This is a genomic window from Geodermatophilus aquaeductus (genome assembly GCF_900182545.1).
GTDB classification, from domain to species: Bacteria; Actinomycetota; Actinomycetes; order Mycobacteriales; family Geodermatophilaceae; genus Geodermatophilus; species Geodermatophilus aquaeductus.
In genome coordinates, this window is record NZ_FXTJ01000006.1 from 99,889 (window position 1) to 112,621 (window position 12,733).

Below are 12,733 nucleotides of genomic sequence, written 5' to 3' on the forward strand. Positions count from 1 at the left end.
ACGGCGCCTCGATCAGGGGCAGGACTCCTCGAGCTTGACGACGCCGAGGTCGATGGCGCCCTCGGCGTCACCGCTGACCCGCTGGCCGGCCGGGACGTTCTGGTCGCACACCTTCCAGTTCGAGTCGACGAGCTGGTTGCGGGTGCCGAGCAGGTCGTGGGACAGGCTGAGGAAGACGCCGTGGGTCTGGATCAGGTTCTGGGCGTCCTGCAGGTTCATGCCGACGACGGACGGCATGGCGAAGTCGACGACCGGCGCCGGCGGCGGGGCCGGGGCGGTCGTGGTGCTCGGGGCGACCGCGGGCGGCGGGGTGCTGGCGACGGGCGGCACGACCGGCTGCGCGCTCGGGGTGGCCGTCACGGTCTGCGTGACCGTGGTGGTGGCGGCGGCCGCGGGCGCCGTCTCCTCGTCGTCCCCGCCCCCGAGCGCCGAGCCGATGGCCCCCACGACGAGGACCAAGGCGAGGACGGCGAACCAGGGACGCAGGTAGACCGGCGTCTGCTTCGGCGGGACGGGCGGGGGGAAGCCGGGCGTCGGGCCCTGCGGAACGGACCAGATCTGGCCGTTCGGCGGGCCGGTCGGGTGGCCGGGAGGCGGCTGGGTCATGGGACACCCCGTGGTGGTCGTGCGGAGCGCGCACCGGCCGGCCACGACGGGCCGCGACGTCGGTGTCACGCGAGGACGGCGGGAGCCTCACACGCCGGCACGCCGTCGTCCGGGACATCCGGCACGGCGTCGTCCCGAACCGGTCACGGGGCGCCCCAGCCACCCCGGACGCACCGCGGCCCCCGTCCCGGGGAGGGACGGGGGCCGCGGTCAGCCGTGCGGGATCAGTAGCCGCGACCGGTCGGTCGCTTGCCGCCACCCTTGTTCTTCGCCTGGTAGTCCCGGATGAACTGCTTGATCTTCGCCTGGTTCTGCGGCTTCTGGAGCTCCTGGACGACCTTTGCGGCGACGCCCGAGGCGATCACTTTCCTCAGCATGCCCATGGGGTACTCCCTCCTCTCGACTGCTCCAACGGGTGCCCCGACAACGGGCGGGTCAACCGTCGTGATCCCGGCGGGCTCTCACCGCGCATGGGGCGTGGCCGGTCGTTGACTGCGCGTGCGGACGCACCGCCCCGCCCGTTTTCGTACTTCACGGCGTGTCGGCGCCCGGCGAGTCGGCGGCCGGACACGTCGGAGGACCTGATCGGTCCTGGTGGCGCAGGCGTGTCGGATCCGGGCCGCGGGTCAAGTCACGGCGATGCGGTCGGGCGTGGCGAGGGGTCGCACCGGTTGAGCGCTCAAGACGGCGTCCCTACCGTCGTCGCGGTTTGGCCGGGCCTCCCGTCACCTCCCGTGTGACACCCGCCGGACGCCGCCGAACCGGATGCCGGCACCGAGCCGGTACCCGGACCGGGGACCCACCGCAGTTCTGGGGTGAAGCGCGACTCGTCGCGCCGGGCGACTCCCCCGTCCGAACCCGTCAGCTAACCCGGTAGGCGGTCGTGGAGAACAGGAGAACCGTCGTCGATGACGACTGCACGCACGTCCCTCGCCCGTCGCTCGTTCCGCGGCATCGCCGTCGCGGCCGTCGCCGGAGCCGGCATCGCCCTCACGCCCCTCCCGGCCTCGGCTGCTGCGGGTGACCCCGGCACCGTGGCCGTGGCCGCCGCCGCGCCGGCGCCCGCTCCCAACGGCGCGGCGCAGGTCGCCGTCGACACCGCCCTCGCCCAGGTCGGCGACCCGTACGTCTACGGCGCCACCGGCCCGAACTCCTTCGACTGCTCCGGGCTGACCAGCTACGCCTACAAGGCCGCCGGCATCACGATCCCGCGGACCTCCAAGCTGCAGTCGACGTTCGGCACCCCGGTGGCGAAGGCGGATCTCAAGCCCGGCGACCTGGTGTTCTTCTACAGCCCGGTCTCGCACGTGGGCATGTACATCGGCAACGGCCAGATGGTCCACGCCTCGACCGCCGGCAAGCCGGTGGCCGTGGTGAACCTGGACTCGATGCCGAGCTACGCGGGCGCCCGCCGCGTCGCCTGACGCACGCTCCGACGGCGCCCCGGCCCTCTCGGCCGGGGCGCCGTCGCGCCCCGCATCGAGCACTTCCCGAACAGCCTGCGGACGTGTCGACAGCGGCCTGACCTGGGCTTTCACGTTGATCGACCCGGCATAGTCGGCTAGACTTCGTACATGTGTTCGGGTGATCTGGGCGGCGGTGACGTCCTCGACGACGTCGCCGCGCTGGTCGCCGAGCGCAACCGGATCGACGCCGCGCTGGCCCGCTGTGTGCGGGCGGCGGAGCTGTCGCAGGCACCCGAGCGCGACGGACAGAAGTCGATGGCCTCCTGGCTGCGCGGGCACTGCCGCCTGTCACCGGCCGAGGCGTCGCGGCTGGTGCGCAACGGGCGGGCGCTGGAGCACCTACCGGCGCTGGCCGAGGCGCACGACGCTGGTCTGGTGTCCGCGGCGCAGGTGGCCGAGGCGGCGCGGGCGGTGACACCGCAGCGGCTGGCCTCAGCTGCCGCTCAGGGCGTCGGCCTGGCCGTGATCGACGCGGTGTTCACCCAGGTCGCCATCGACCAACCGCACGGCGATCTGGTGCAGGTCGTGCAGCGCTACCGCGACGACCTCGACCCCGACGGTCCCGAGCCCGATCCCACCGAGGGTCGCTCGTTGACGGTGGTCAAGCACGCCGACGGGTCTCGCACGTTCCACGGCTGCCTGGACGCCGTCGGCGGGGAGAAGTTCGCCGTCGCCCTGGAGTCCTTCACCCAGGCCGACCGCCCGGCCGGGGACGAGCGGACCCGGGCGCAGCGGCAGGCCGACGCCTTGGTGCAGTTGTGCGACAACGCGCTGGCCTCCGGCGGCCTGCCGACGCTGCGGACGGTCAAGCCGCACGTGGCGGCCCGCATCGACCTCGACGACCTCGCCGACCCCGCCCCCGGCAAGGGTGCTGCCATCCTCGGGTCGGGTGCGGTCATCTCCGCCGCCAGAGCCCGCTGGCTGGCCTGCGACGGCGCCGTTAGCCGAGTGGTCTTCGGGCCCGACGGCGTCCCTCTCGACCTCGGCCGCGAGCACCGCCTCGCCGACCGGCACCTGCGCCGCGCGGTCGAGCTCCGCGACGGCGGCTGCGTCTTCGCCGGCTGCGCCGCCCCCACCTGGTGGGCCGACGTGCACCACCTCGTGCACTGGATCGACGACGGCGAGACCAGCCTCGAGAACTCAGCGCTGCTGTGCGAACGCCACCACACCAAGGTGCACCACGGGTTCCGGGTCGAGCGACAACCCGACGGCCGATGGCACACCTGGCGACCCGACGGCACCGAGATCACCACGCCGTCACCGCTCCTCGCTCCTGTCGCCTGAGATCCCGACAGCTGCTGCTCCGCGTCCTGGTTGCCCTTGAGCACATGCCGGGCTTGGGTACGCGTCGGCTCACTGTGACGACGACTTCGAGGAGTGGCGGCGTGGCGACATCCGAGTTGAGGTCACCGAAGCAGGTCGAGGACGCAGCGATCAGCTTCGTCGTCCAGCAGGAGAAGCTCGCAGGGCGAGAAGCCATCGACACTCGCTACCAGGGCGCCGTCGCGGATCTCGTCAGTGGTGACCGGATCATCGAGGTGAAGGCTGCCGGTACCAGCTTCCGCGGGCAGGACCTCTGGCTCGAGACACGTCAGGTGCAGGCGGCCAGAGCCGATCCGGACCGCTTCTGGCTCTACCTCGTCGAGAACGTCCGCCAAGGAGATCCCGCGCACTTCCGACTCCTCCGAGTCGGCGGCGAGCAACTGCAGCAACTCATGGCGAAGGCGAGAGAGCGCCACTACTACGAAGTGCCCCTACCCGTCGCCGTCTACGACGCGGTCCTGGCGCTAGACGACTGAGCGCAGGTCAGTGCTGGATGCCGATGTAGCGCTCGGCGCAGGCCATGCAGAGGCCGGTGTTGTCGTGGACGTGCTCGCGGGCGTTGACCTGCCGGCACACCGGGCACCAGCGGAAGGTGCGGCGCCGCTTGCGGGCGACCTCCTCGCCCGCCTCGGCCAGAGCCGCCCGCTCGTAGAGCACCTCGTCGGAGGAGAACCGGCGGTCGGCCACGAACTCCCACACCAGCTCCGCCGGACCCGACCACCGCGGCTCGGGGCGGGCCAGCGTGAACCCGAAGCCGTCCCAGCCGACCGCCACCTGTGCCGGCCGGCCGCTCACGAACCACCGCTCGTGCTCGGGCCCGCGGACCTCCGTCCAGGCGTCGCCCAGCGCCCGCACCAGCACGTCGGGCGCGACGCCGACCAAGGCGGCGAGCTCCGCGGTGTCAGACACCGGCCATCTCGGCCAGCCGGCACATCGCGTTGACCTGGCGCAGCTGCTCCGGCGTCCGCACGGCGGCGTCGAGCAGCAGCGGGCTCATCACCACCACGGCCAGCGCCTTCGCCCGCGACACCGCCACGTTGAGGCGGTTGAGGTCGTACAGGAACGACACCCCGCGCGGCGCCTCCTCGGCCGACGTCGACGTCGTCGAGTAGACGACCACCGGCGCCTCCTGGCCCTGGAACCGGTCGACGGTGCCCACCCGCGCGCCGTCGGGCAGCAGCGAGCGGATCAGCGCCACCTGGTTGTTGTACGGCGCCACGACGAGCACGTCGTCGGGACCGATCGGCCGCTCGGCGCCCTCGGCGTCCACCCAGCCGACGCCCTGCAGCGACTGCCAGACAGCGGCCACCTCGGCCGCCTCCTCCGCAGACGACGCCGAGCACGCCACCGTGTGCCGGACCTCCCGCACCGCGAGCCCCGACCCCGACACCAGCCCGCCCGGCCGCACGGTGATCCGCTCGCGCAGCGGCGCCGACTCCAGCCGGCCCTCGTACGCCAGGTCGGACACGAACGCGGTCAGCGCCGGGTGCATCCGGTAGGTCGTGTCGAGGAAGATCCCGCGACCCTCCGGCACGGTCGGGTGCCCCTCGAGCAGGTGCTCGAGCGCCGAGAGCCCGGACTCCCCCGGGTGCACGCCCTGCGTCGGCTGCGCCAGCTGCTGCGGGTCGCCCAGGAGGACCAGCGAGCGGGCCGACCGCGCCACCGCCACCGCGTTGGCCAGTGAGAACTGCCCCGCCTCGTCGACGACGAGCACGTCGACGGCCTCGGCCAGGTCCGGCTGCGTCCAGAACCACGCGGTCCCGCCGACCAGCGACACGTCGCCGTCGAGCAGCCGGGAGGCGACCTCCTTGCCGTTCTTCGACCACTCCACGCCCGGCGCACCGCAGGCCTGCTTCTCCTCGCACTTCTGCAGCGCGGGTCGGCTCACGGCCGACAGCACGTTGCCGATCACGGCGTGCGAGGTGGCCGTGACGCCGACCTTCTTGCCGGCGTCGAGCAGCGCGCGGATCAGGTGCGAGGCGGCGCGCGTCTTGCCGCTGCCGGGCGGGCCCTGCACGGCGAGCACCTCGCCGTCGAGCCGCAGCCCGAGCCGGACGACGGCGTCGCCGGCCTGCTCGTCGGGGCGACGGCGGCAGTCCGCGGGCACCCGCCGCTCGAGCAGCGCCTGACCGAGGCAGTCGCGGCCGGCGAGGACGTCGTCGGCGGTCGCGGCGATGGCTGCCCGCATGCCCTTGTCGTCGAGCGGTCCGCTCGGCCCGAGCCCGCGCGCGGCCACGGCCGGCTTGGCGGTCTTGACGACGAGCCGCCCCGCGACAGCGTCCAGCGCGACGACGGTGCCCACACTGACCCGCTGGTCGACGTCGACCGCCGTGGACCCGGCCGAGAGCTTCGTGTCCTGCGGCGGGAACCGGTACTCGTAGAGCTTCGAGCGCTTCTCCTGGCCGATCTCGACCGGCGCGGTCAGCTGGCCGAGCGCGGTGCCGTCCTCGACGAGCGCGGCGTCGTCGAGGTCGGCGCGGGCGAAGAACTCCCACCAGCCGGGGCGGGCCTCACGGCGGTGCCACTGCACGAGGTCGCCGAGCAGGTCGTGCCCGGCCTCCTGGAGCCGCTCGACCAGGGCGAGTTCCTCGACCTCGGCCTCCGACCGCGGCGCCGGGCCGGTGGCCTCGGGCAGCAGCGGGCGCGGCTGGTCACCGTACTGGCGGACCAACTCCTCGCGCTGCGTCTCCAGCCAGTCGTGCAGCTCGCGGGTCGAGTCGACGTCGTCCTTGTTGTAGAGCTCGATCGCCTCGAGGCGCTTGGGGTCGCGGTCGGCGAGCCACTGCTCGTAGGCGATGACGCTGCTCATGGCGTCGGCGACGTCGCCGGTGTGCTGCCGGCCATAGAACGCCTCGACCTTCTTGATCGAGTACGAGCCCTTGCTGATCCGCATCGACTGCTTGACCACGGGATAGAGGTCGACGAACCGCTCGGCGCGCAGCAGCTGGTCGAGCTCGGCCTCGCGGACCCCGTACCGGCCGGTGAGCCGCTTGAGCGCGCTGACCTCGTAGGCGGCGTAGTGGTAGACGTGCATGCCCGGGTCGTTGCGCCAGGCCTCCACGATCAGGTCGACGAGGTCGGCGACCATCTGCCTCTCGGCGACCGGGTCGTGCGCCCACAGCGCGGTGAAGCTCCCCTGCCGGTCGCCGATGCCGGCGAGGTACTCCAGCCCCGCGCCGTCGGCGGAGTGGGGGTCGCCCTCGAAGTCGAGGTAGAGGTCGCCGTGGCTGGGCTCGGGGAGCCGGAGCAGGCCGGTGAATCCCGACGGGGGCAGCAGCGTGCGGCTCGGGACGCCGGTGCGGCGCTCGTCGAGCTGCTGGCGCGCCTGCTCCTGCAGCCGGGTGCGGGTGGCCGCGCCGATGCGGGCGGCCTTGAGCGTCTCCGGGTCCGCGTGGGCCAACTGCTCGAGCGTGGCGATGCCGGCGGCGCGCAGGGCCTCGCGGGTGTCGCGGCGCATGCCGGCGACCAGGCTGAGGTCGTCGGCGGCCAGCAGCTCGGCGTCGCAGCGCGGCTTCCACGTGCACTGGTTGCAGTAGGACGTCGGGACCGGCTCGGTGGCCGGCGGATCGGCGACGAAGGCGGTCAGATTGCGCCGGGCGCGGCGGGCGTACGCGGCGACGTCGACCAGCCGCCAGGGGTTGGTGACGCCGTCGCCGGTGACCACGCAGACGCGGTCGGGGTGGCGGCCCTGGAGGACGGCCAGGCGCTCGGCGTAGGTGGCCATCTGCAGCAGCGCCGGCACCTTGACGCGGCGGGCGAGCTTGGCGTCGGCGACCTCGTAGGACCAGTTCCCCAGGTCGGACGGCGTCGCGACCTTGAGCAGGAAGTCGGCGGCACCGCCCCAGACGCCGTCGAAGAACTGGGCCTGCGAGATGACGTCGACGCCGTCGCGCATGGCCTGCAGCGTCAGCGCCTCGGCCTCGCGGCGGCCAGCGGCGTCGAACCGCGCCGGGATGCGGACGACGGTGCGGCCCTCGGCCTCGAGCGCGTCGAGGTAGCGCATCTCGTGCTCGGTGCCGAGGTCGGCGATGAGCGCGGCGTGGTCGGTCGGGCCCTCGGCGAGCGGCTTGAGCCGGCCGTCGGCGACGGCGAGGTCGAGCGTCGTCACGTGCGGGCACGCCTGGTGGCGGGTCAGGTCGGTGGGGCTCAGGAGCAGCGAGCCGTCGGTGCGGTACATCGAGACGGGACGGTCTCATGCGAGGACCGTGATCGGCGTGCTCCGCGCCGGACCGCGTCACGCAGACTGACGCGCGTGACTGCTGGACTGCACCGCTCGCACCGGGTGGCGGGTGCCCTCGTCGGCTCGGCGGTGGGTGACGCGCTGGGTGCGCCGTTCGAGTTCGGCCCGCCCGGGGCGTTTTCCGCCCGCTTCCCCTCCCCCGCCCGCGGGTCGTCGACAGAGATGTGCGGCGGCGGGTCACTGGGGTGGGAGCCGGGCGAGTTCACCGACGACACCCAGATGGCGCTGCTGGTGGCGCAGTCGCTGGTGGAACGCGGCGGGCTGTCCGAACCGGACCTGTTCGCGCGGTTCGTCACCTGGGCGGAGGCCGAGCCGCCGGACATCGGCAACCAGACGCGGGCGGTGCTGTCGTCCGGCCTGCCGTGGGATCGCGCTGCCGCCGAGCACTTCGCGCGGTCGGGGCACGCGGCGGGGAACGGCTCGCTGATGCGGACGACGCCGGCGGCGATCTGGTTCTCCCGCTTCAGCACCGACGCGACCGTGGACGCCGCGCGCCGGATCTCCGCGCTGACCCACGGGGACGCGTCCGCCGGCGAGGGCTGCGCCGTCTTCCACGAGCTGCTGCGGGTGGCGCTCGACGGCGGCGACCCGCTGGCCGCCGTCCCCGATGCCCTGTCGCTGGTGACGCCCGAGCACCGGGACCGGTGGGCGGCCGTGCTGGCCCCCGACTGGGAGCCGTCGATGGCGACCGAGTCGAACGGCGCGGTGTGGCCGACGCTCGGGCAGGCGGTCTGGGCGCTGCGGCGGGGGCGTGACTTCGCCGAGGTGCTGCGGCTGGTGATCGACCTGGGCGGCGACACCGACACGGTCGCGTGCGTGGCCGGCGGCCTGGCCGGCGCGGTGTACGGGATGGGCGGCATCCCGATGCGGTGGTCGTCGGCAGTGCACGGCGTCGTCCCCGGTTTTCCTGGACCCGTGTGGCGGCTGCCCGACCTGCAGCAGCTCGCCGCGGCGCTCGACGGCAAGCCGGTGCCGTCGTACGACCCCGGCGTCATCCCGCGGATCGGCCCGGTGGAGGTCCTGCCGGGGATCTGGGCGGGCAACCTCGACGGCGCGCGGTACTCCGACGAGGACTTCGCGGTCATCTCGCTGTGCCGGCTGGGCGAGCCGTTCCCGCACACCAACCACCGGATGGCCTACATCGCCGACAACGACCACAACGTCGACCTCGACGTCATGCTCACCGACGTCCTCGACGACCTCACCGCGCTGCACGCCGAGGGACACCGGGTGCTCGTGCACTGCCACGGCGGGGCGTCGCGGACCGGGCTGGTGCTGCGCGGCTGGCTGGTGCGCGAGCGGGGGATGTCGGTCGAGGAGGCGACGGCGCACGTCGCGGAGCGCTGGCCGCACCTCGGCCTGTGGAACGCCAGCTTCACCACGGCCCTGGATCGCCTGGCCTCCCGCTGAGGGTCGTGCGCCATCGACTCACCCTGTTCCGTGCTGGACGGCGCTCCGCGAGGAGCGTTCGAGCTGACGCGGTGCCGCCGAGAAGACGCGGACCTCGAGGGGCGGTCATCTGCCCAGGCCGAACGCGGCCCTCAGTTCCTCACCGCGGGCGATCTCTCCGCGCTGGTCCTCAGCACGGGCCTTCCCGACGTCTGCACGAACGTCCTGCTGCGAGAGCCAGAAGAGGGTCTCGTGCAACGAGTCGAGGTCCTCCTTGGCAACGAGGACGGCGGCCTCTCTTCCACAGCGGGTGATCGTGATGACCTCGTGGGTCCTCTCGACCGCTTCGACCAGCGCCGACAATTTCTGTCTCGCCTCATGGAGCGGCACGGTCGTCATGCAACGAGTCTGGCCGACGAGACGGGCGGATGATCCGTGCGGCGGCGCTCGACGGCGGAACGGACCGGTGTCCCTCTGTGCACCTGTGCGCGCACATACATCCCAGGTCTGCCTTGTTAGCGTCGCGAGCATGGCCGTCGACCCCCGTGGTGCAGACCTGAAGCGCTTTCTCCAGGAGGACCCGGGCGGGCCGGTGGTGATGCTCAACCTGCTCCGGTTCGCCGAGGGTGGCCGTGAGTCCTACGCGCGCTACGCGCAGGCTCTACGCGAGACGTTCCTCCCCCGCTACGGCGGCGAGGTGCTCTACGCCGGCGAGGGCGGCACCCCGCTCGTGGCCGAGCAGGGCCAGGACTGGGACGCGGTACTGCTCGTGCGCTATCCCTCGCGGGAGGCGTTCAGCCGCATGGTCGCCGATCAGGAGTACCAGCAGGTCACGCACTTCCGCACGGAGGCACTGACCGAGGCCGTGCTGCAGCCGACCACCGCCTGGGACCGCGGCTGACCTCCCCCTCCGCCGGACGATGTGCGCTCACGGCGCATTCCCCGGTCAAGAATGCGCCGTCAGCGCACATCGTCGAGAACCCCGCGTCGCATTCGGGTCGTAGGTTCGGGCCATGCGGAGGCCGCGCACGCAGGACGACCTCGACGCGACGTACTCCCCCGGCCAGACGCCGGAGCAGAGCCGCGCCGTGGCGCGGCAGCTGGAGGCGTGGGCCGCCGAGGGCACCCGGCCCGGCGACGAGGTCAACGCCGCCGAGCTGCTGGTGTTCGCCGGGAGCCAGCTCAGCCGGGTCGGTGACGTGCAGGAGGCACTGCGGGTGCTCCGCCGGGCCGTCGCGACGGGTGAGCCGGTCGACCCCGACGTGCGCTGCTTCCTGCACCACGCCCTGCTCGAGGTGGGGGACGTGGACGCCGCCCGGGAGCTGGCCGGGCAGTTGCGCCGGGAGCGCCCGTCCGACGTCGACGTCTACCTGCTCCTCGGCGAGGACTACGAGGTGCACGGCGATCTGCGCGAGGCGCACCGCTGGTTGACGCTGGGGGTCCGGCGGTCGCTGGACGACGTGATCGACGGCGACGACGCCTCGGAGGACCAGGTGCTGCGCCAGGCCGCCCACCTGCTGGTGTCCCGGGGACGGGTCCGCCGGGCCCTGGGCATGCCGGCCGACGAGTGGGACGAGCTGGTCCCCGAGCCGCCGACCCTCGACGAGGATCCGTTCGAGTGACTCAGGCCGTGGGGACGACGACCTCGCGAATGCGGTCGGCAAGCCCGGCGTAGGTCACCGGCGGACCGGCCATCCGCTCGACGACGGACAGCCGGATGTTGCGCTGGCCGGTGGCCGCGATCGCGCTGACCGGCAGGACCCAGAACGACCACTGGTCGAGGTCGAGCGCGTCGTAGGTGGCGTGCTCCTTCGCCGTGTGGACGGCAAAGACGTAGCCGTCGGCGTTGTACGAGCCGCTCGTGCTGTAGCCCTCGGTCGACGACCAGGTACGTGCGTTGAGTCCGCCGAACTCGATGGTCGACAGCCGGGTCTGCTCCCACGCCTGCAGGTAGGCGCTGGACTTGACCTCCAGCCGCAGCCCGTCCGGGGTCAGCACGTCGTAGGAGTCCCACTCGATCCGCGGGCGATGGTCTACACCCACCGCCCGGGCGACCAGGTACTCGGCGAGCATCGGGCGCACGGTGTTGGTCCGCAGGTCCGAGAGGGTCCAGGCCCAGAAGTCCCGGAGCCGTGCGTCCGCACCGCCGATCCGCTCGTCACCGGTGAGGATGCGCGCCTCGGACAGCGGGCCCCAGGCCGTCGTGACGGCGTCAGACACCGGTGGGAACCCGACCGCCCGGGCGGCGGGACGGGCGGATCGTCCGTGCGGCCGAGCGGGCCAGGCGGATCGGGCCGGTGTCCCAGAGCTGCCGGGCGGGCTCATCAACGGCGGCCGGAGCCGGCTGCGGCGCCGGGCGGGCTGCCTCCTCGGCCTCGACCTGGGCCTGCGCCAGCGCGGCGAGGTGGCGGGCGCGGATGACGGCCTTCTGCCGGTCGAGGCGCTCCTGCTCGGCCATGACCAGGAGTTCCTCCTTGGCCTCGGCCACGGTGCGCCGCGACTGCTGCTGCAGCTCCTCGATCTCGACGTCGCCGCTGTCGCGCAGCGCCGCGAGCTTGTCGTAGGCGGTCGGCGGGCCGAAGTTGAGCAGCACCTTCATGAGCACCGGCAGGATCTCGACGCACATGAACAGCAGCGACAGCATGAACTTCGCGACGGCCAGCGTGGCGTTGCTGTCGCTCAGCCGGTCGAGCGCCTCGAGCCGCAGCAGGATGCCGCCGGAGCCCTCGTTGGTGGAGTCGAACGCGGCCTGCAGCCGGTCGAGTTCGGCGGTCAGCCGGGCCAGCTCGGCCTGGTCGGTCGTCAGCGAGGCGGCGGCGAGGTCGGCACTGCGCGACTCGGCGTCGGACGCCGTCTCCTGCGCGTCGTCGAGAGCCGCACGGGCCGAAGCCACGACGGCGGCCTGCGCGTCGGCGGCGGCGCGGGCCTGGACGTAGGCCTCACCCGTGCCGGCGTCGCCCGTGCCGCAGGTGCCGTCGAGCTCGCACTGGGCGCGCGCCTCGAGGTCGCGCTGGGTGGCCAGGGCGGCGTCGTACGCGGCCTGCTTGGTGGTGACGTCGGCCTGCACCAGGGCCAGCGCAGGGTCGCTCTGCCCGCCGGTGGCGACGACGTCCTGCCCCTGCGTCACCCGCTCCTGCAGGTCGGTGAGGCCGGCGAAGCGCGCGTCGGACTCCAGCGACTGCCGGTACGCGTCCGCGGCCTCGGCCTGCATGACGGTGATCTCGGCGTCGATCTCCTTGTGGAACACCTGCAGCGTGAGGGGCGTGGCGACGACGACGCCCAGGATCAGCGCCAACCCCACGCGCGGGACGGCGAGCGCGAGGTTGCGCTTGAGCGAGGCGTCGTGCGCCATGCCGACCAGCAGCATCCGGTCGAGGTTGACCACCACCGCGCCCCAGCCGAGACCGAGCACCAGCGCGAACGGCCACCAGACGCCGAGGGCCATGTGCAGCGCGAACGACGCCGAGGCGACGGCGAGACCGCCGGTGCTGAGCAGGACACCACCCAGCGCGGCGAAGCGCGGGCGTGCGCCGGGCGCCGCCTCGAGCAGGTCGGGCCGCGCGCCACCGAGGACCGCGAGGCGGTCCTGGAGCCGTCGTCGTCCAGCCATGTGCGATGCACTCCCCGAGCGCCGGGGGTCGTGGTTCGTCCGCCGCTCTCCTGAGCCATCGGCAGTCGCGGTGCGGGTCGGGACGCCGTCGTCACATCC

Annotated in this window: 13 protein-coding genes and 1 riboswitch; of the genes, 6 read left to right on the forward strand and 7 right to left on the reverse strand. The window is 73.2% G+C overall.

Annotation, left to right across the window (positions count from 1 at the left end):
• Positions 1 to 12: 12 nt before the first annotated feature.
• Entirely contained in the window at positions 13 to 606 is a 594-nt protein-coding gene (locus FN207_RS15900; RefSeq protein WP_142459453.1) for a PASTA domain-containing protein, read from the reverse strand.
• Between the two features lie 224 nt (positions 607 to 830).
• A complete protein-coding gene (locus FN207_RS26335) occupies positions 831 to 989 on the reverse strand; it encodes a hypothetical protein (protein ID WP_185938370.1) in 159 nt (52 codons plus the stop codon).
• Between the two features lie 379 nt (positions 990 to 1,368).
• A riboswitch (cyclic di-AMP (ydaO/yuaA leader) is annotated at positions 1,369 to 1,502 on the forward strand.
• Between the two features lie 12 nt (positions 1,503 to 1,514).
• Here FN207_RS26335 and FN207_RS15905 point away from each other — a divergent pair.
• The 3 genes from FN207_RS15905 (at position 1,515) to FN207_RS15915 (ending at position 3,871) form a co-directional block, all read left to right on the forward strand.
• The gene (locus tag FN207_RS15905; protein WP_142459454.1) at positions 1,515 to 2,030 is read left to right on the forward strand and encodes a C40 family peptidase; all 516 of its coding nucleotides are present in this window, start codon (positions 1,515 to 1,517) and stop codon (positions 2,028 to 2,030) included.
• Positions 2,031 to 2,180: 150 nt separating this feature from the next.
• On the forward strand, positions 2,181 to 3,356 hold the full coding sequence (locus FN207_RS15910) for an HNH endonuclease signature motif containing protein (RefSeq protein WP_142459455.1): 1,176 nt from the start codon (positions 2,181 to 2,183) through the stop codon (positions 3,354 to 3,356).
• A 101-nt stretch (positions 3,357 to 3,457) separates the two neighbouring features.
• Positions 3,458 to 3,871: a protein NO VEIN domain-containing protein gene (locus tag FN207_RS15915; protein WP_185938371.1), complete on the forward strand. Its 414-nt coding sequence runs from the start codon at positions 3,458 to 3,460 to the stop codon at positions 3,869 to 3,871.
• Between the two features lie 7 nt (positions 3,872 to 3,878).
• Here the strand turns inward: FN207_RS15915 and FN207_RS15920 are convergent, their stop codons facing one another.
• Entirely contained in the window at positions 3,879 to 4,304 is a 426-nt protein-coding gene (locus FN207_RS15920; RefSeq protein WP_142459457.1) for a hypothetical protein, read from the reverse strand.
• Positions 4,297 to 7,572 carry a TM0106 family RecB-like putative nuclease gene (locus FN207_RS15925; protein WP_142459458.1) on the reverse strand — a complete coding sequence of 1,092 codons (3,276 nt, stop codon included), beginning with the start codon at positions 7,570 to 7,572 and terminating at the stop codon, positions 4,297 to 4,299. The genes FN207_RS15920 and FN207_RS15925 overlap by 8 nt, the downstream gene beginning before the upstream one ends.
• A gap of 75 nt (positions 7,573 to 7,647) precedes the next feature.
• On the opposite strand from FN207_RS15925, the gene FN207_RS15930 reads away from it, so the two are divergent.
• Entirely contained in the window at positions 7,648 to 9,045 is a 1,398-nt protein-coding gene (locus FN207_RS15930; RefSeq protein ID WP_142459459.1) for an ADP-ribosylglycohydrolase family protein, read from the forward strand.
• Positions 9,046 to 9,150: 105 nt separating this feature from the next.
• On the opposite strand, the gene FN207_RS15935 is transcribed toward FN207_RS15930, so the two are convergent.
• Positions 9,151 to 9,423 (reverse strand): type II toxin-antitoxin system Phd/YefM family antitoxin, encoded by a 273-nt coding sequence (locus FN207_RS15935; RefSeq protein ID WP_142459460.1) that lies wholly within the window; start codon positions 9,421 to 9,423, stop codon positions 9,151 to 9,153.
• 130 nt (positions 9,424 to 9,553) lie between these two features.
• Between FN207_RS15935 and FN207_RS15940 the strand changes: the two genes are divergently transcribed.
• Complete coding sequence (locus FN207_RS15940; protein ID WP_142459461.1) at positions 9,554 to 9,925, forward strand: DUF1330 domain-containing protein; 372 nt, start codon at positions 9,554 to 9,556, stop codon at positions 9,923 to 9,925.
• Between the two features lie 112 nt (positions 9,926 to 10,037).
• Positions 10,038 to 10,646: a tetratricopeptide repeat protein gene (locus FN207_RS15945; RefSeq protein WP_142459462.1), complete on the forward strand. Its 609-nt coding sequence runs from the start codon at positions 10,038 to 10,040 to the stop codon at positions 10,644 to 10,646.
• A 1-nt stretch (position 10,647) separates the two neighbouring features.
• On the opposite strand, the gene FN207_RS15950 is transcribed toward FN207_RS15945, so the two are convergent.
• Together FN207_RS15950 and FN207_RS15955 are read right to left on the reverse strand one after the other, a co-directional pair.
• Positions 10,648 to 11,244, reverse strand: a complete 597-nt coding sequence (locus tag FN207_RS15950; protein ID WP_142459463.1) for a hypothetical protein — start codon at positions 11,242 to 11,244, stop codon at positions 10,648 to 10,650.
• On the reverse strand, positions 11,237 to 12,634 hold the full coding sequence (locus FN207_RS15955; RefSeq protein WP_142459464.1) for a DUF4407 domain-containing protein: 1,398 nt from the start codon (positions 12,632 to 12,634) through the stop codon (positions 11,237 to 11,239). The genes FN207_RS15950 and FN207_RS15955 overlap by 8 nt, the downstream gene beginning before the upstream one ends.
• Positions 12,635 to 12,733: the final 99 nt, after the last annotated feature.

What these genes read in the sequence shown, in the direction of transcription:
- FN207_RS15900 (WP_142459453.1), bottom strand. Translation starts at nt 606, where the DNA reads ATGACCCAGCCGCCTCCCGGCCACCCGACCGGCCCGCCGAACGGCCAG.
- FN207_RS26335 (WP_185938370.1), bottom strand. Translation starts at nt 989, where the DNA reads ATGGGCATGCTGAGGAAAGTGATCGCCTCGGGCGTCGCCGCAAAGGTC.
- FN207_RS15905 (WP_142459454.1), top strand. Translation starts at nt 1,515, where the DNA reads ATGACGACTGCACGCACGTCCCTCGCCCGTCGCTCGTTCCGCGGCATC.
- FN207_RS15910 (WP_142459455.1), top strand. Translation starts at nt 2,181, where the DNA reads ATGTGTTCGGGTGATCTGGGCGGCGGTGACGTCCTCGACGACGTCGCC.
- FN207_RS15925 (WP_142459458.1), bottom strand. Translation starts at nt 7,572, where the DNA reads ATGTACCGCACCGACGGCTCGCTGCTCCTGAGCCCCACCGACCTGACC.
- FN207_RS15935 (WP_142459460.1), bottom strand. Translation starts at nt 9,423, where the DNA reads ATGACGACCGTGCCGCTCCATGAGGCGAGACAGAAATTGTCGGCGCTG.
- FN207_RS15940 (WP_142459461.1), top strand. Translation starts at nt 9,554, where the DNA reads ATGGCCGTCGACCCCCGTGGTGCAGACCTGAAGCGCTTTCTCCAGGAG.
- FN207_RS15945 (WP_142459462.1), top strand. Translation starts at nt 10,038, where the DNA reads ATGCGGAGGCCGCGCACGCAGGACGACCTCGACGCGACGTACTCCCCC.
- FN207_RS15955 (WP_142459464.1), bottom strand. Translation starts at nt 12,634, where the DNA reads ATGGCTGGACGACGACGGCTCCAGGACCGCCTCGCGGTCCTCGGTGGC.